Origin of the sequence: Desulfonatronospira sp. (assembly GCA_003563255.1) — a bacterium.
Taxonomy (GTDB): Bacteria; Desulfobacterota; Desulfovibrionia; order Desulfovibrionales; family Desulfonatronovibrionaceae; genus Desulfonatronospira.
Map to the genome: position 1 here is coordinate 1 of PWSL01000363.1, position 17,889 is coordinate 17,889.

Genomic DNA, 17,889 nt, shown 5'->3' on the forward strand with positions numbered 1-17,889 from the left:
AAGGACCCGGACTGTGAGGAAGTTCAGGAAAGATTGAGGGAACACGGTTTTCTTCCCGGAGAATGGATCAGACCACTGGATGAGGTGCGTTTGGATATCAGGAGATTGATTCTGCAAAACAAGCAGAGGCAGGTCCGCGAACTGGCCTTTAAGGAGTTGAAGGACAGGTATGATGCGCTTATTCACTAAAAATTCCCCGGACTGCATGCTTTTTCTGTTTTGTTTTGCCCTGGCGCTGATCGTTATTTCCGGATGCACTCACGAAGAACAGGATAAGGGCACTGATCTTGCAGTTGATTTTGATATTGTCTTTTCCGGGGACAAAGATTCTGACTGGCCCGATTCCAGGCTTGAGGAACGCTTTACAGATTACTGGGCTCTGCGCTTTAAGGGGGATGCCTACGGGATATACCGGATGGAAGCCCCATACTTACAGGCGCTGATCCCTGAAGGGCAGTACCGCAACTATGTCCGCGGCACAGCCAGAAACACACTGAGCAAAATTGAGATCTTTGACATATCTTTGCGCAGCGACAATTTTGTGGAGATCTCCATGACGCTGCATTTTGTCACCGACGGCGGCCGGGAGCAAAGCACCTGCAGAAGAGACCGCTGGGTGAAAACAGGAGAGGAATGGCATCATGTGATCCGCGATCCGCTTTTCTTTCCTGCGGCCAGTTAACGGGGAACAAGATCCATTACACAGATGGATCATTCCAAATAAAAAATTTAATTTAAAGGAGGTGAGCATAAAACTGATGGCAAAATTTCGTGTTGAACTGTTTGGAACGATTGTTTTTACCTGAACCGCTTGCCAAAGGAGGAAGCAAAACATGAGAAAAGTCAAAATTCTGCTAATCGGCATGCTGGTCATGATGCTGTCCGGGACTGCCTGGGCTGCCAGCTATGATGACCACGTCAAGATCGCGCCCAACAACCAGGGCGATGTACTGATTTTCCCTTTTTATGCCGCGATTGACGGCGGATTTGAGACCAAGCTGACCGTGGTCAACACCAGCAGAACCGAATCCACCGTGGCCAAGGTTGTTGTGCGCAGCGAAGTTTTCAGCCAGGAACTGCTCGACTTCCTGATCTATCTCTCCCCGTCGGATGTCTGGACCGGCACTCTGAGATGGGACGCGGCCAAAGGCGGTCCGGTCCTGTTCAGCGATGACGACAGCATTCTGGTCGCTCCCGCCACTTTTGCCACTCCGGACAACCCTGTCAATCAGCCCCTGGTTCCCGCCGCGGGAGGAGGCGACAGCAACATGATGGGCTATGTATATGTGATCAATGCTGCTACTGCCGAACTTGTTGATGATGGCGCTCCCGGTTTAAAGGTCAGAAAATCCAGAATCCTGGATTGGTATCAGCCATTAGATGACATAGACATCGTAGCTAATTATCCGCCGCAGAATATCCTGGCCGGGTTCATGGATTTCAATGTCAGGGATGCTTTCCTGACTTCCGGGCTGAACGCCGTGACATTGCGCGACTATGTAAGCGAGCAGAAGCTGACCGTTCGCTTCCCTACCCTGCTCGGTGAAGTGGCCCAGAACAACCGGCTTGAAGTTGAAGCGGTCCTGAGCAAGCTCGATGTCTCAATGCCCTATGTGAACACTGATGAAGATGTAACTCTGCATTTTTTCACCTTTCCGACCAAGTATCATTATGATGCGGCACTTAGAGACGAAGATCCATTAGGACCATTTTTTCGCCAGAATGCTGACGCTGACTTCTGCGTCAAATTCGCTTACGAAGCTTACGATCTGCAGGAAAATAAAGTGACCGATCCTTCCCCGATTTTTTCACCAACTCCTCCGGAAGATATCAGCCGTTTCTGCAGGGAGCTGAATTGGGTTGACTCCATGCAGTTTGCCTTTGAAGAAGGCTTCACCAGGTATGACTTTATGGATCCTGTAACAGGTGGGTTAAACGAGTCTGGAGAACCTTTAACTTATACTGGAGCACCGGTCATTCCCATGCAGCTCAATCTCGGCCAGACCGGACTGTCCATGAAGTACGGGGCCTGGACTGATGGAATTGTAAAAGGAACAATTGATAGATTTGATGTGGAGTTTTTCGATTATCATTATTCAGATACTCCCAACCATAATTACTTTGATTATTTAAATGACTAAACTCTTTTAACCTTGACCTCTGCCGGGGCTGCAGCCCCGGCAGAGGATTTACAGGTTTTTGAGACAGGCAACAGATAAAAGTGCTGTTAGCATAGCTGAAAAAACCTGCTGCAATGCAGAGTTACACCCAGGGAACAGTGTATTTCCTTTTTCATTCTAAAGATAAAAGCTCATATTCAACAAATTACAAGACCGTTTTTTATACTGGTAAATTATTTTTAAAACGCTACTGAATTGGATACAATGGCACATTTGGTGCATAATAATAGAAGCTTATTAAACTCGTTGTCTGAATTTTTTATATGGAGGCTAAAATGATTGTCGGAAAATCCGATATATTATGTCGATGGCCAAAATTTTTATCAAGTTTAACGATATTATTTTTTGCTGTATTCCTGATCCCGGGAATAACTTTTGCTCAAAACGAATATCCGCCATTGAAGTCAGTATCAGAAAAATTTTCTTGGCCCGAGCCAAATACAGGAGTCCATAGAGTCATATTTCCTTATACGCTCCTAGAGCCTCCTTCTGTTGACGGTTCAAAATTCAGCATATATGTTCCGGCTGGTACACGGCTTGTTTATTTAAGCATTGGGGCCAGCCGGGAAGCGACTCTTACAGTCAGATCCCAAATCCCGGAAATTCCCGATCGAACTGTCAATGTAGATTATGGTGGTCTACACAAGTATCAAGTCATTGATAATGTTCACATTGACACTGCTGACTGGATCGGGGGCAGGTGGGTCTTCTTTGAATACAGTAATGGTGCACGGCCTATATACTATCACTCGGCCTATAAATATGTTGACACGAATCATCCCTCCTATACCCCGCCGTCCGAAGATGATCCTGTACCTCCGGAATCCTCCCCGCCTGTAAACGACACACCGCCTGCAGATGACTCGCCGCCGGAAAACGGCACCCAGCCGGAAAACGGATCTTCTCCAGACAATGGGTCCGGATATGTACCCCCTGATAACCCCTTTGACAGAATCGGCGACAGGCAGCCTCCCTTTGGAGGCGGCGAACAGCCACCTGAGCACACCCCGGTGGTATTGGAGGCCGCAGGTCCCGAGCCACAGAAGATATCCGCCGGAGAATTATCACCGGAAGATTACCTGATGCCCAAAGTACATTTAAACGACAATTTGATGCCCAAGGGAGCTGACAGCGGCATATCAGGCCATGGCTATGCAATGCTTAAAATCAATGAAGTGATGTTTATTTTAATTGAAGACTCTTTGGGGCAGCCGATATTGATGCCCGCGAGTGAGGTGGGGTTCAGGCCCTATTGCCTGAATCAACATGTTGATCTTTCGGAAAACATATGGGAGTGCACCGCTTTCGGAATCCTTCAGGATTTCTTATCCTCAAACGGGTTAGGCCCCTCAAGTCTGGCTGATATGTATAGTGATGGACATGATATAATATTTTATGTCGGTTTCGCACCAAAGGGCAATATTGACAATATTCAAATCGCGGCTTTTCAGATAGTGCCTTAGCCATCAGTTTATGCAGTGCGTGCATCCTCTGTCGAACAAGGCGATCCACTGGATCGCCTTGTTTTTGTTTGGTGCGACCGGAACCTTGTTCGAGCCGCTCTAATTTTCAGGAATCCTGTTGCAGGGCAATTATTTGTTTTATATTTTATGAATGAGGTCTGGAGAAAATGGCGGACTCGGCCGGAAGCGCTTATTCTTCCTTGCTCACAGATAATAGTTTGGATATGTTTTAAATAAATGATCAAAAAGTCTTACAGCCTTGGGATCAACTTCAGGTTGGGATTTACTCCTCTGCTTTCTTTGATCAGACACAGAAGTCTGCTCAAAGGTTTTGTATCCAAGGAAATACGAGGACGCTTCGCTGGCTCCATGGCAGGCATGGCCTGGACTCTTATTCACCCTCTGGCCTTGATCGCGGTCTATACTTTTGTATTTTCCATTGTCTTGAGGATCAGTGTAACCCAGGAGGAAACCGGCACGGACAATTTTATAATTTTTTTTCTGGCAGGAATGCTGCCCTGGCTCATATTCTCAGACAGCCTTATCAGAGCGACAGGAAGCCTCACAGGCAATTCCCAGCTGATCACCAAGGTGGTTTTTCCGGTGGAACTCCTGCCCGGTTCATCAGTTGTGGCCGCCACCATTACTCACGGGATCGGACTGGCATTATTTCTGGGCTACCTGGCCCTTACAGGTCATGCCAACACCCACTGGATTTTCATCTTTCCCCTAATGCTGGTGCACTTGGTCTTCACCTGGGGCCTGGCTCTTTTTTTGTCCGCGTTGTGCGTGTTCATCAGGGATGTGCAGGAACTGGTGGGCATAGTGATCATGGTCTGGTTCTTTACCACTCCGATCCTTTACCCGGTGTCTTTTGTGCCCGAGTGGGTCAGGGAATTCATTTTGTACAATCCCATGGCCATACTCATCCTTTCATATAGAGATATTGTTTTGCTGCACAGGTTTTATCCGTCTGATTTCCTGATCCTGTCTTTTATTGCCTGCGCCTGCTTTCTGCTAGGGTCCTGGTTTTTCATGCGCGCCAAACCAGCTTTCGGGGATGTTCTTTGAAAAGCTTTTGAAAATACCAATGACTGGGACATGGATAAAAAGTACTGGAAAGACATAATGCTTGAAGCTGCTGAAATAGATTTCAAGGAGCCGCTGCCTGTTCCTGACGAGGAATTTTTGAATGTATGGTCATCCCATTATGCCGCAGTATCCCGCCTGACCAGGCCCGGGAATAAAATTCTGGAAATGGGCACGGGTTATGCTGTTCTGGCTGCAGGGCTGGGCAGACAGAGCGGTTCTCGAGTCCTTGGGCTTGAACATCCATCCAGGGCTTATTTTTTTTCAGAGGAATACCTGGATTTTTTAAGACGCAGCAATGTAACCCTGGTGGGAGCTGATTTCAGAGAAGGCCTGCCCTTGAGGCCGGAATCGGTGAGCCAGGTTTATTGCTGTGATGTCCTGGAACATCTTGAACCCGATCTGGCCGTACAGATCCTGTTTGAAATCAACAGGGTTCTGACTTCAGATGGAGAACTTATCCTCTCCACTCCCAATTTGAACAGATTTTCCAACATGATCAGACTATTGAAAGGACATACGGTCAATCCACCCATTGATTGCGGGCGGTATGGACGGACATGCGGACACATCAGGGAATTCTCGCCACTGGAGATGTATACATTTCTGCAAAGAGCAGGCTTTAATACACTGCGCTTCAGGTATGAGTTGAATCCTTTTTTCACGGCACACGCCTTTGGAAATGACAATGTCTGGAGCAACAGCCAGGCTGGATGGATCAACCGGTTGACCAGATTATCCTACCTGGTTTTTCCCCGGCTTGGGGATGAAATGTATATTCTGGCCCGTAAAGATAAAGCAGTCAAAGCATGACGAAAATCCTTAAGAACCATAACATGTATCGGCAGGGTACGCGGCCGGAGATGCTGACGAGCATAACTGTCCAGGACCTTAGCAAAGTTTATAAGTTGTATTCCAGACCCTCGGACAGACTATTGGAGGTGCTGCTCAGAAAGCCCAGGCATCAGGCTTTTCACAGTCTGAACAGGATTTCCTTTCATGTATCCAGAGGTGAATCCCTGGGCCTTATCGGGGACAATGGAGCCGGAAAAAGCACCTTGCTTAAGATTCTGGCCGGCACACTCAGTCCCACTTCAGGCAGCATTGATGTCCGGGGCAGGGTGGCCGCCCTTCTGGAGCTGGGTGCGGGCTTTCACCAGGAGTTCACCGGCAGGCAGAACATCTACCTGAATGCGGCCCTGCTGGGGCTGTCCGAAACCGAGATCCGGTCCAGGGAGAAAGACATTCTTGAGTTTGCTGAACTGGGGCAGTTCATTGACAGGCCCATCAAGACTTATTCCTCGGGCATGGTGGTCAGGCTGGCCTTTTCCATCGCTACCAGTGTAGATCCTGATATACTGGTCATTGACGAGGCCTTAAGCGTTGGAGATCAGTATTTTCAGAAAAAAAGCCTGGAACGCATGCTCCATTTCAGGGAACAGGGGAAGACCATTGTCTTCTGCAGCCATTCAATGTATACGGTCAATCTATTGTGCAACAGGGTGCTCTGGCTGGAACAGGGCATGGTCAGGGAGCAGGGCCTCAGTACGGAGATTACAGCCAATTATGAAAACTATCTGAGGTTGAAGTCTGCTCCGGAGATAAAGGCAGATCCGGAAGAGCCGAACGAAAACAACAATACGACCAAGTTTGTCAGGTCGGTTTCTCTGAACGGCAGCCTTGAACACCTGTATCACAGCTATAAACAGGACCTGAATATCTTGGTGGAGATCGAAAGCCTGGACGATCAACCTTTTGCCCTGGCCCTGGGGATTAAAAGAAACGACGATCTGGTCTGCCATGCAGTGAATCTGGCCCGCGACGGAAACAGGATATTTTGCAAAAAGGGTCTGACCAGGGTCTTGTTCAGCTATCCGGGGCTTCCGCTCATGCATGGTGAGTATTCGGTGCTGGCTTTTGTCCTGGATGAATCCGGACTGTATTGTTATCATAAAAAAAGTTCGCCCGGGCTGACCATTGTACCGCCCGCGGATTTCCAGTTTGAACTCGGCCTGCTGGACCTGGAGTACCGATGGGAAGTGCTGCCGGATCAGGCTTTGCAGTGAAATGGCTTCCGATCTATAGGCTTAAGGGAGCACGGAAGTCTGAAAAAAGCGTGGAACTCCGAACACGGAAGGCAAGATGTTGAAAAAGTTATCCATTGCCTTTCTTCTTGAATCAACGGTTTTGTGCGGCGGAGTCAAGGTTGTGTTCAATCTGGCTGCCGCCTTGTCCGAAAGGGGTCATCTTGTCCGGATAATTAGCAATGAGCCTTTTCCGGACTGGTCTGTGAATCGATTAAATTTTTCAGCAAACGATCCTTTTGATAAAAGTGCCAGTGCCGGTTTCGACCTGGCAGTGGCCACAACATACAGGCTGGCCCAGGCGCATTTCAAAGACACAGGGCCGGGAAAACTATTGCATCTGGTGCAGGGATTTGAGGGCGATTACCAGGAATGCAGAGCCTTCCTTGGGGATATAAACCGGGCCTATCAATTGCAGATTCCTAAAATCACCATCTCCCGTGATTTGGCCCAAAGACTGTCAGGGCGTTATCCTGAAAATATTTTTTTGCCAGTAGGTCAGGGTCTGGAGAATGATTTTTTTTATCCGTCCCGCAACTGGGAACAAAAAGTCCTGAAAGATCCATCCGCGTTATTCCTGGTTGGCCCTTTTGACGTTTCCATAAAGCAGATAGAATTGGGACTTAAAGCATATGATTTATCTCTCAGGAAGTTTCCGGATTTGAAGCTTGTGCGCATATCCACCGTAGATACCAGGCTTCGAGAGGAAGCGATTGTGGGCAGGATCAGTGAATATCATGTACATATCCAACCAAAAATGATCGGAGATATATTTAGAAGAAATAATGGGTTGCTTCTTGCGCCGTCCAGCCATGGAGAAGGGTTTGGCTTGCCTGCTCTGGAAGCCATGGCCTGTGCAGTTCCGGTAGTGATGAGCGACATACCCAGTTTCAGATCCTTTGCGCAGCCTCAAGATTATGCCAGGTTCGTCCGACACGACGATCCAGAAGATATGGCACTGGGGATCTGTGAGCTGATGGCTGACATGGAAAAAAGAAGATATCTGATGCAAAGAGGACTGCAAGTATCAAGAAACTACTGCTTTAAGCGCATGGCGGAAAGCTTTGAAAAGGTGGTCATGGAAAGCAGTACAAGTCAAATGAAAATTAGGTAATAAAAAAAATCCGGATAAAATGGATCAACAACAAATAAGCAGTTCCAAGCAGATAGGTTAATCAAAACAAATTTGAACATGAAATCATGACTGAAAAAAAAATAAATTTTCCCGGAGAGATAATTCTGGAGATAACCAATGCCTGCAACCTGCGCTGCCGCTATTGCCATTTTCATTCCCTCCAAGCTGTCCGCAGAAGAAAAATTGGATATCTGCCCAGAAATATTTGGGAAAAGGTTCTCCGTGAACTGGAAGAACAAAAAGATGCGGTCACTTTAATGACCCACGGAGCCGGAGAGCCTTTGCTGCATCCGGATCTTTTGGAAATTTTGCAGCGGGCTCGAAGAATACCCAATCTAAAGCTGGGATTCATGTGCAATGGAATGCTTCTGAATGATGAGTGGTCAAGAAGGCTCGTAGAGCTGCAGGTGGACTTCATAGCTTTCAGCATAGACGGAACAGATCCGGTCACTCATGACTTTTTTCGACACAAAGCCAATTTGAGCAGAATAGAACAAAACGTTTTTTCTCTGATCCGGGAAAAAGAACGCCAAGGCTCTGCCCTGCCTCAGCTGAGTTTCAACATGGTCAGTTATCCGGAAATTGAGCATCAGGTCCCCGGGTATGTAAACAAATGGCTGCCCTATGCCTGCGGGGTCAACGTGTCCAGGTTCAGACCTGTGGGATCAAGAAGACTGTGGAATGGAGCGGAACCGCTTGAATTCAGGCCCTGTCCCCTGCTTTACAGGCAGATGGTGATCGGGGCGGACGGTCGAGTGGGGCTGTGCTGCGAGGACATAAACCTGGAGGTTCAGGCGGGTTCAATCCCTGGGGACAGCATCAAGACTATTTGGAATCATAGCCCTGTACTCGGAAAATACCGCCGGCATCATGAAAATGGGGATGTCAAGGGGCTTGCGTTGTGCCGGGATTGCCATATCTGGGCAGGGAACATTCCCATAACCGATCAAGAGGTCATTATTGAGGGCGTCCGAGCCAGGTTAACGACCACTCATGCCTACCAAGCTTATCAAAAGATATTTTGAGGGTTCAAGATTCAATGCTCAAGGTTCGTGACAGGTTAGTCCATTGCAGTTAAGGAAGGGACTGTCCCTCGCTGGGGGAACAGTTTAATCTTCAACCTTGAACATTGAACTTTGAACACAGCCACAAAGCAGATACATGCACAAAGATGACTCGCTCACAATATGTTGGCCTCAGCTCCCGGCCCCAGGGATTGAGGAGGAAGCTTATTGTTACCGGTTTTGTCGCGAGTACAGCCAAAAGAAATGTTTGCAGTCAGAACCTGCTCTTGTCTGGATGGATTACAGCCCCGCGCAGGAACTGGACTGGCTGCTCCAGAATTGTTCTGCCCAAAAGATCCTGCTGATCACCAATCCCAAAATCCTGATGAATGCTTCGGCCCTGCAAAGACTCTCCAGACTCCTGGACCGGGGTTATGCAGCCTGCGGTCCGGTTTTTAATCTGACCGGCCTTCAAAAACAGCAGGCTGACCTGCCTGCGGTTTACCTGAATCTGAGCACCTACGAGGAGATACTGCAGCTTATGGCTCATGAACCGGGCCTGGATTCTGTCAGGGTTGACCGGCTGGATCCGGCCTGTGTACTGTTTGCCCGCAGCTATCTGCAGGGCCTGGACCAAAAAATCCGGCTCAAGGAGATGGCTTTGCAGGCGGCTGACAGCTCTGCCGGTTCCATGGCTGTGGAGCTGAAGAGCCTGGTGCACAACTTTGGGGATTATTTTTCCGCTCAACGTGACGATTTAATCCGCCTGGCGCCCCTGGAGTGCAGGCGGGTGCTGGATGTGGGCTGCGCTGCGGGGGAATACGGCAAAGGTTTAAAGGAAAAGATTCCAGAAGCTGAGGTGATCGGGATAGAACTCGATGCGGACATGGCCGGGCTGGCTGCGGCCCACTACCGGCATGTCCTGGTGCAGCAGGTGCAGGAAGTCGAGTTTGCCGAGCCTTTTGACCTGATCAATTGCGGAGACGTACTGGAGCACCTCCAGGATCCCTGGACTGTGCTGGACAAGTTGTATTCCTTGTTAGCCAGGCAGGGGATTCTGGTAATCAGCCTGCCCAACGCAGGACACTGGACCATAGTCCGGGATCTCTTGCAGGGCAGGTTTGAATACGTGCCCTGGGGGCTTTTATGCATAACCCATGTCCGCTGGTTTACTGAAGAGTCAATTCGCAAGGCATTGGAAGATGCCGGTTTTGAGATAGAGGTCTTTGATCGTCAGCAGATAGAACCAACTCCCCAGGGCAAGGAATTTATACAGAAAATGATAGAACAGGGCTATGGGGATGAGACCTCGCTGTTGAGTAATGAATTTTTGATCAGGGCCCGCAGGAAATGAAAATATCAGCGGTCATAGTCAATTACCATACCGAGCATTTGTTGCCGGATCTCCTGCGGTCCCTGTCCGGTGAGGATCTTCTGCAGGAGATCATTATCGTGGACAACAGCGGCGGGCTCCAGGGCCGGCTGTCAGATTTTGACGCTCCGGGGCTGCGTTTGCTGAGCAACCGGAACAACATCGGCTTCGGGGCCGCAGTGAACCAGGCTGCTCAACAGTCACTCAACAGATGGCTTTTACTGTTCAATCCGGACATGCTGCTGCTGCCGGGCTGTGTAAGAAATCTGCTTGCGGCTGCTAGAAAGAATCAAGCACCTGTGGCCGGGCCCCGCTTTTACTGGGACGAGGATAAAGTATTCAAACTGCCGCCGGCCACGGGCCAGAGCTGGTGGTTTGCCCTGGCCAGAGGTTGCGGGGTCAGACACAGGCTGGATGCGGAGCTCTTTACTTTTTACTGGACCCTGCGCCATGACCGGTTCTGGCAGATGCAGGATCCTTTTTACGAGCCTTTTTTGTCCGGGGCCTGTCTTTTGCTGGACCTTGAACAGATCCTGTCCATGGAGCAGGCATTGTTTGACGAGCGTTTTTTCCTGTACTTCGAGGATACCGATCTTTGTGCCCGGATGTTCAGCAGAGGTTTGAGACCATTGTGCGTTCCCGCGGCAGAGGCGGTCCATTTCTGGAACCAGTCCCCGGGACAGAACAAGGTACAATCAATGCATGAGGCGGGTCTGGCTTTTTGGGATAAGTACTATCAGGCCCGGCCGAAAGAGGTGAATATGCCCCGGGGGCATGCAGTGGATTGCCCGGATCTGGGGGAAATTTGCCAGGGGCATGCATTTGAATGTCCGGAGCCCATTGTTGACGGCCCTCTCTATTTCGAGTTTGCTGTGGACCCCTTGTTCGTGCCTTTTGCACAGGCGGAAATGAGTGGGGCAAAATTTTCTTTTCCAAAGACTGTCTGGGAGAGGTTGGCTCCCGGAGAATACTATACCAGAATAAGATGTCCTGTATCCGGTGAAAAGGCCTGCTGGAAATGGAAAAAAGAATAAGCACGTCCAGCGGCGATTTTTTGATCAGGCCCTATCAAAACGGGGATGAGCAGGGTGTCCTGGATCTGTGGCGCAATTCTTTCGGCCGGGATCTTGATTGTTCTCTGTGGCGTTGGAAATATCTCTTCAACCCCTGGGGCAGACAGATCATGCTGTGTTTGATCGAGGAGAAAGAAGCAGTGGTCATGTTCGCCGGTCTTCCCTATAAAGCCCAATGTATGGACCAGGAATGCACCGTGACCCATGCAGTGGACAACATGTCCCATCCCGCATACAGGGGCAGCATCAGCGGCAAAAAAGGCTTGTTTGTTCAAACTGCTGAAGTTTTTTTTAGAAAATTTGCCGGGCCTGACCGATCGGCTTTTGTCTATGGCCTGCCAGGAGAGCGCCATTTCAGGCTGGGCAGCCTGCTGCTTGGTTATAGACAGCTGCAGGGGGGTATAGCTTATATGGAGGCCGAAACCAATGCGTTGGTGGGAAAGCCAAAGCTGTTTTCCGGTCGAATCGAGACAGTGCATGCTGGTCATGCAGTTCTGGACAGACTGGTCAGGAAATTGCGCAGTCAATATCCTTTTGCCGTGGTGCGCGATGGGAACTTCATGCACTGGAGGTTTGCACAGCACCCATTGTATAATTACGAGATCTGGCTTCACAGTTCATTCTGGGGCAAAAGCCCCAAAGGTTATGCTGTACTTCGAGTGCAGCAAGACCAGGCGGTGATTGTGGACATGTTGCTTGACAATCATAAAAAGACGGCCAACGATTTCTGGACCAGGCTGGCTTGGCAACTGAAAGATCGGGGGATTAAAAAACTTAAGACCTGGCTGCCTGGAAATCATTTCCAGGCGGGACTGCTCAAGGACTGCGGCTTTGCAGAGCAGCGTGAGCCTCTTGGCATTGTTCCCGCGGCCGTGGCGGAAAATTTCCATCCCGGACTGGATTTTTCCTGGGCTGCCCGGAATATATACTACACCATGGCTGACGGGGATTTGTTCTGAGCAGGGATTTAACAGAAATTCATGACCTAACAGAGCCTGGAATATATATGCTGGAAGAACATCAATTAATACCATACGAGCCTTCTGATATCCCTCCCGGACCCTGGCTGGTCTTTGCTCCGCATCCGGACGATGAGACCTTCGGCATGGGCGGGAGCATTGCCCTGGCCTCCAGGCAGGGGGTGCAGGTCCAGGTCGTGGTTATGACCCGGGGTGAACTGGCAGGCGATCCTGAAGAGCGCCTTCATGAATGTCTGGATGCAGGCCGGGTGCTGGGCATAGACCAGCATCACTTCTGGTCCATTGCTGATCAGGGTTTAAGCAAGGCTGAGATTGCCTGGAGCGATTTAAAGGCTGTGATTGATCCCTTGCAGCCAAATACAGTTTTCTTGCCCGGGATACAGGAATTCCATCCGGATCACCGGGCTGCGACCCGGATCGTTTTGAATCTGCTGCAAAATGGGTCTTACCAGGTCAGTGTCTGGCTCTACGAAATCAGCCGTCAGAACGAGGCCAACCTCCTGGTGGACATTACCCCTGTGCTGGAGGTAAAGACACAGGCCATTCAATGTTATGCGGGCCAGTTGGCTCAAGTTGATTATCAAGATATGATTTTAGGTATCAATCGGTCCCGTTCTTATACCCTCGGTCAGAATATCACCCATGCAGAAGGTTTTTGGGCAAGCATCAGTGCTCTGGATCTGCTTAAGGAGCTTGAGCATAGATTCAGAGGGTATTTACCAGGATAATCGTAGTTATCTTGACAGTTCAAAGTTCAAGGTTCGTAACAGGTTAACCCATTGCCGGACATTGCCGGACAGGGACAGTCCCAGCAGGCGATCACGCCCAGGGCGTATTAACCTGCGGAAGTTTGTGCCAGCGCGTAATCTGCCTGCATCTATGGTGTGCATCGCTCAGCGAGGGACAGTCCCCTGCAGTTGTCGGCCAGTAAAAAAGGTCTAACCTGTTATAAATCAGGAAGTTTCGAATGAAAAAAGTTTCAGTGATCGTTCGCACCAAGGATCGACCCCAGCTTCTGCATGAGGCATTGCAAAGCCTGGCCTTGCAGGAACAGGACGGTATGGAGGTGGTAGTCATCAACGATGGTGGCTGCGAGGTCAAGGAGGTTATTTCCAGCTTTTATACTGAGCTGGATATAGTTTATCAATACCTTGTGCCGGGAAAAGGCAGGTCTCAGGCCGCCAATGCCGGTATTAAAATGGCTCAGGGCCAATGGATCCTGTTTCTGGATGATGATGATCTTTATCTGCCTCAGGGCATATCTGCTTTAATGGCTGAGGCCTTGGACGAGCACACGGTGATTTATGGCCAGGTAACGGCCAACCTGTATCAGAATCAGGACAATCGCTCCCATCCTCAGTTGATTCGCCGATTTGGTCGCCCTTTCAATATCTATTTGCTCTATTTTGAAAATTTTATTCCCATGATTGGTTGCCTTTTTCCTGCCCGGTTGCTGGAATTGGTACAGGGATTCGATCCTGGAATCGAATGCTTTGAAGATTGGGACCTCATGCTGCGTTTGAGCAAAGTGGCGCGGTTTCGTTTTGTTGATGTTCCGGTGGCGGAGTACAGGGTGTTTGAGCATGGATTTATCATCGACCAAGGGGCAGGCAATTTGCAGCGTCAAGTCCGGGCTTCTATCTATAGCAAGCATTGGTCATTGTTTAATCCCGACGCATTGAGCTTTATGCACTATTATCTGAAGACAGACTTTATTCCACAAGAACTTGCCTTTGAAGCCAACCGGTTTTTGAATCGAATTCAGCAGCTTGAGCAGGAGAAGCAGGGCGCGGATGCCTATGCCAGGCAGCTTGAGCAGGAGAAGCAGGGCGCGGATGCCTATGCCAGGCAGCTTGAACAGGCCAATTTCCACCTGGAAGATGCACTGCGCAGTTTACGGGAAGATACTCTCCTGAGTTTCAGCCAAGTGCTGGTATCTATCATTATTGTTAATTATAACGGCATAGAGCATCTAAAAACCTGTTTGCCTGCATTAATGCGTACACAAAAGGTACCTTTTGAAGTTCTGGTGGTGGATAATGCCTCATCAGACGGCAGTGTGCAGTGGCTGCAGGAAACATATCCGGAAGTAAAAACAATTTCCATGGAGACCAATCTTGGATTTGGCCGGGGAAATCATCTAGGCGTTGAAAATGCCCGGGGACAGCTGGTTGTGTTTCTCAACAGTGATACTATGGTGGAACCGGACTGGTTATGGACCTTGATTCAGCCATTATATGCAGAACCTGATATCGGAGCTGTTTGCTCCACTTTGCGGCTTTTGGAGCATCCCCAGGTGGTTAACGCCAGAGGTGGTGGGATGACTCGACTTGGGTTTGGATTTGATCATGACTTTGGATTTGTTTTTGAGCAAAGCGCTGCACCAGACAAAAAATCTTACAGGGAGGTTTTGTTTCCTTCAGGTGCGGCCATGGCCATGCGCAAGGACGATTTTGAAGCTTTCGGATTTGATCCTGCATTTTTCATGTACCATGAAGATGTTGATCTGGGTTGGAGAATATGGTTGGCCGGGAAGCGGGTTGTTGCTTGCGATAATTCCCTAGTTTATCACAAATTCGGGGGGACATCCGGAATAACACAGAACTCCCGTTGGCGAGAGATTATGGGCAGCAGACATAATTTGCGCAGCCTATGGAAAAACTACCAATGGCAAAATGCTGCAAAAGTAACGTTTAGGCTTTTGCAGCTCTGGCACCAGGAGAGAGCCTACAGGACTATGGCCGGAGCATTGTTCTGGAACGCCAGGCATGTCTGGGGCACCTGGAAGGAGCGCAGAAAAGTTCAACAAGTCCGGAAAATCCAGGACATGGAACTGGTGCAAAAAGGATTGATTACACAGACGCGCAGACCTCCTGTGTATCCAGATACTTCACACTGTTCATCCCGGATTAAGCCATTGGACTTGATCCCGAACTGTTCATTGCTGCCAGGCCAGTATTCTGCCCTGGGCAGGCTTGGGCCGGGCTGGTATGAACGGGAGTTTGTGGGCAATGCAATGGCCAGGATGACCAGTGGCCGAGCTTCCTGTACCCTGCGTGTTGAGCCTTGCGCAGCAGGTACGGTGCAAATCTGGCTGCATGTGCCAAAACAAATAAGCGCAAAAGAGGTTCGGATTGCATGCAATGATTCTCAGGAAGTATTTTATCCCACCGGTGCATTATGGGATTGCGTAGAGGTGCCTGCCTGCGCAGATGAGCACGGCTTGATTCAGATTTACCTTTCTTCTTCAGTATGGACACCTGCAGAATATTATCACAATAATGACTTGAGAAAAATGGGCTGCGCAGTCAGGGAGCTGCGCTTCGCGCCTCAAAGCGGGGTCAAGCCCAAGAAGCCCATGGGGGCCAGTGTGATTATAACCACCTATAACAGATGGTCGATTTTGAAGCGGACTTTGCAGGCCTTGGGCGTTCAGACCTGCAAGGACTTTGAGGTCATTGTTGTGGATGACGGTTCAGAGGACGGTACTTGGGATGAATTGGCTGCCTGGCAAAAGGCTCATCCTGATCTATTACAGATGAAAGTGGTGCGACAGGAAAATTCAGGACAAGGCCCAGCCAGAAATCACGCCTTGCAATATACCCAAAAGGAGATAGTGATTTTCCTTGGAGATGACATCATCCCTGAGCAGGACTTTGTTGAGCAGCATTTGGCCAGGCATGAGGCATTTACAGAGCCAGTGGCCTTTGTCGGATTCACGGATTGGGCCCGGGAGCAGATTTGGGTCACTCCAAGCATGGAACATGTGAACAAGGAAGGACAACAATTCGGATATCGACACATGCAAGACGGCCAAGATGTGCCGTATACCTGCTTCTATACTTCCAATCTATCCATTCCCAGACACGTCTTGGGCGATAATCCCTTCGATCCGATATTCAATACCTATGGGTGGGAGGATGTAGAGCTAGGGTATCGACTGAGCTTGCGGGGTCTGAGGATTATCTATGCAGCCGAGGCCAGAGCCAGTCATCTGCATCCCATGTCCCTGCTGCAAATTTATGCCCGCCAGATAAAAATAGGCCAGGGTATCCATAAACTTTATGCCCTGCATCCTCTGATGGCTGCAGATAACGTCATGCCCAGGGTGAGATCCGGCACATGGATTAATGTTGCCCACTTCTGTATGCAACCTTTGCTTTATGCGTTGAACACCGCTGATAAACTCAGGTTGAGAATTCCTGGCCGGATACTGGACAAAATGCTGGGGATCGCTTTTTTAAAAGGACTCAGAGGTAGCTCAACCAGTTATTGAGAGAACCATGCCGGATGATCTTAGCCGTTTGGGACAGAAATATCTCCCGGGCTCTTATTGAAGCGGGTACAGGGAAATCATAAAAAGCTGCCCGCTACTTTCTTGAGACACTTTCTTTTACAGATCTCTATTTTTATCAGCCAGCTGCGAAACAGATTACGCTTAATTGGCTCGATGCGGGCCAGTTCCAGCAAGTGGTCCAAGGAAGATTCCAGTTGCCGGCAATAGGATTTGCGCAGTCCCGGTTTGTTGAGAAGAGTTCTGGCTCGGCCCAGGCCGCCTTGTTGAGCGCCGATGGCATTGTTGTCGTGCTGTCTGTAACGTACAAGAGGTGCCCTGACTGGTATCAAGCGCCCCTGTAATGAGGCCAGGCTGGCCAACCACCAGTCATGCAGGGCCTGATCAGGCATTTCCTGTACGAGTTGGAGCATCCTGCGGTTTATGGCGCAAGCGCAGCCCGTGACACAGTTTCTGCGCACAATATGCCTGAAGGAGGTTTTCTCAGGGTTGATTTTGGCCAGGCTCCAGAAAGAAGGGTACACTGTATTCAGCTGGGAATCGGTAACTTCCAGGTCAGAGAAGGCCACCCAGGGTTCTGTGTTCAGGGATTTTGGGACGCTGCTGATCATGGTCTGTATTTTATGGGGCAGCCAATGATCATCCTGGTCAGCAAAAAAGATTATTTGGGCTCGGACGGCCTGGAGCAGGATCTTCAGGGAAGGGGTCAAACCCAGGTTGCCGCCAGGGGTCTTGATCAGCCTGATTCGGGAATCCTTGCGGGCATATTCCTGGAGGATGGCAGGGCTGTTGTCTGTGGAGCCGTCGTCTCGGATATAAAGGGTAAAGTCCTGCCAGGTCTGGCCCAGTATGGAGTCCAGTTGAGGAACAAGGTATGCCTGTCCGTTATGCACCGACAGGATAACCGCCACGCACAACTCGTCTGAAGAACTATTGGGCAAATCTGCCTCGCAGTTTCAAAAGTATGTTCTACGCAACTCTTTGATTTTACTGACTTCTGACTACCGACTACCGACTCCTGGCATGCAAAGAGGTTGATCAGGGAGTACTGTCCGTATTGTCAGCCTTGACCAGTGCCGATGTGTCAGTTAGTGCTGACTTCTGATGGCAATGCCTTTTCAAACATTAATCATCATAAATATAATTTTATGGACCACTTTGTCCTGACACAGAATACTCAAGCTACCCCAGGAACAGCTGTTCCCGCAACATTTT

The 17,889-nt window shown here is 49.5% G+C and carries 15 protein-coding genes; 14 read left to right on the forward strand and 1 reads right to left on the reverse strand.

All coding sequences use genetic code 11. The features are described 5' to 3' along the window. The 14 genes from QZP87_RS10515 to QZP87_RS10580 all read left to right on the forward strand — a co-directional run. Positions 1-189: hypothetical protein (locus QZP87_RS10515; protein WP_291322877.1), on the forward strand; the 189-nt coding region annotated here is incomplete at its 5' end. After that, positions 170-682, forward strand: a complete 513-nt coding sequence (locus QZP87_RS10520) for a hypothetical protein (RefSeq protein ID WP_291322878.1) — start codon at positions 170-172, stop codon at positions 680-682. The genes QZP87_RS10515 and QZP87_RS10520, both read left to right, overlap by 20 nt. 151 nt (positions 683-833) lie before the next feature. Next, entirely contained in the window at positions 834-2,141 is a 1,308-nt protein-coding gene (locus QZP87_RS10525) for a hypothetical protein (protein WP_291322879.1), read from the forward strand. 314 nt (positions 2,142-2,455) lie between these two features. After that, the gene (locus tag QZP87_RS10530; RefSeq protein ID WP_291322880.1) at positions 2,456-3,643 is read left to right on the forward strand and encodes a hypothetical protein; all 1,188 of its coding nucleotides are present in this window, start codon (positions 2,456-2,458) and stop codon (positions 3,641-3,643) included. 237 nt (positions 3,644-3,880) lie between these two features. Continuing rightward, a complete protein-coding gene (locus QZP87_RS10535) occupies positions 3,881-4,714 on the forward strand; it encodes an ABC transporter permease (protein WP_291322881.1) in 834 nt (277 codons plus the stop codon). A 30-nt stretch (positions 4,715-4,744) separates the two neighbouring features. Next, positions 4,745-5,545, forward strand: a complete 801-nt coding sequence (locus QZP87_RS10540) for a class I SAM-dependent methyltransferase (protein ID WP_291322882.1) — start codon at positions 4,745-4,747, stop codon at positions 5,543-5,545. Beyond that, positions 5,542-6,798, forward strand: coding sequence for a polysaccharide ABC transporter ATP-binding protein (locus QZP87_RS10545; RefSeq protein ID WP_291322883.1), 1,257 nt, complete (start codon positions 5,542-5,544; stop codon positions 6,796-6,798). Before QZP87_RS10540 ends, QZP87_RS10545 begins: the two co-directional genes overlap by 4 nt. A 76-nt stretch (positions 6,799-6,874) precedes the next feature. Beyond that, positions 6,875-7,930, forward strand: a complete 1,056-nt coding sequence (locus QZP87_RS10550) for a glycosyltransferase family 4 protein (RefSeq protein ID WP_291322884.1) — start codon at positions 6,875-6,877, stop codon at positions 7,928-7,930. 86 nt (positions 7,931-8,016) lie between these two features. Further along, a complete protein-coding gene (locus QZP87_RS10555; RefSeq protein ID WP_291322885.1) occupies positions 8,017-8,976 on the forward strand; it encodes a radical SAM/SPASM domain-containing protein in 960 nt (319 codons plus the stop codon). A 247-nt stretch (positions 8,977-9,223) separates the two neighbouring features. Beyond that, on the forward strand, positions 9,224-10,309 hold the full coding sequence (locus QZP87_RS10560) for a class I SAM-dependent methyltransferase (RefSeq protein ID WP_291322886.1): 1,086 nt from the start codon (positions 9,224-9,226) through the stop codon (positions 10,307-10,309). Further along, positions 10,306-11,361: a glycosyltransferase family 2 protein gene (locus QZP87_RS10565; RefSeq protein ID WP_291322887.1), complete on the forward strand. Its 1,056-nt coding sequence runs from the start codon at positions 10,306-10,308 to the stop codon at positions 11,359-11,361. The genes QZP87_RS10560 and QZP87_RS10565 overlap by 4 nt, the downstream gene beginning before the upstream one ends. Further along, on the forward strand, positions 11,346-12,359 hold the full coding sequence (locus tag QZP87_RS10570) for a GNAT family N-acetyltransferase (RefSeq protein WP_291322888.1): 1,014 nt from the start codon (positions 11,346-11,348) through the stop codon (positions 12,357-12,359). The genes QZP87_RS10565 and QZP87_RS10570 overlap by 16 nt, the downstream gene beginning before the upstream one ends. Before the next feature lie 47 nt (positions 12,360-12,406). Continuing rightward, complete coding sequence (locus QZP87_RS10575; RefSeq protein WP_291322889.1) at positions 12,407-13,108, forward strand: PIG-L deacetylase family protein; 702 nt, start codon at positions 12,407-12,409, stop codon at positions 13,106-13,108. A 239-nt stretch (positions 13,109-13,347) separates the two neighbouring features. Then, positions 13,348-16,656 carry a glycosyltransferase gene (locus tag QZP87_RS10580; protein WP_291322890.1) on the forward strand — a complete coding sequence of 1,103 codons (3,309 nt, stop codon included), beginning with the start codon at positions 13,348-13,350 and terminating at the stop codon, positions 16,654-16,656. Positions 16,657-16,733: 77 nt separating this feature from the next. Here the strand turns inward: QZP87_RS10580 and QZP87_RS10585 are convergent, their stop codons facing one another. Beyond that, positions 16,734-17,615, reverse strand: coding sequence for a glycosyltransferase family 2 protein (locus tag QZP87_RS10585; RefSeq protein WP_291322891.1), 882 nt, complete (start codon positions 17,613-17,615; stop codon positions 16,734-16,736). Positions 17,616-17,889 lie beyond the last annotated feature (274 nt).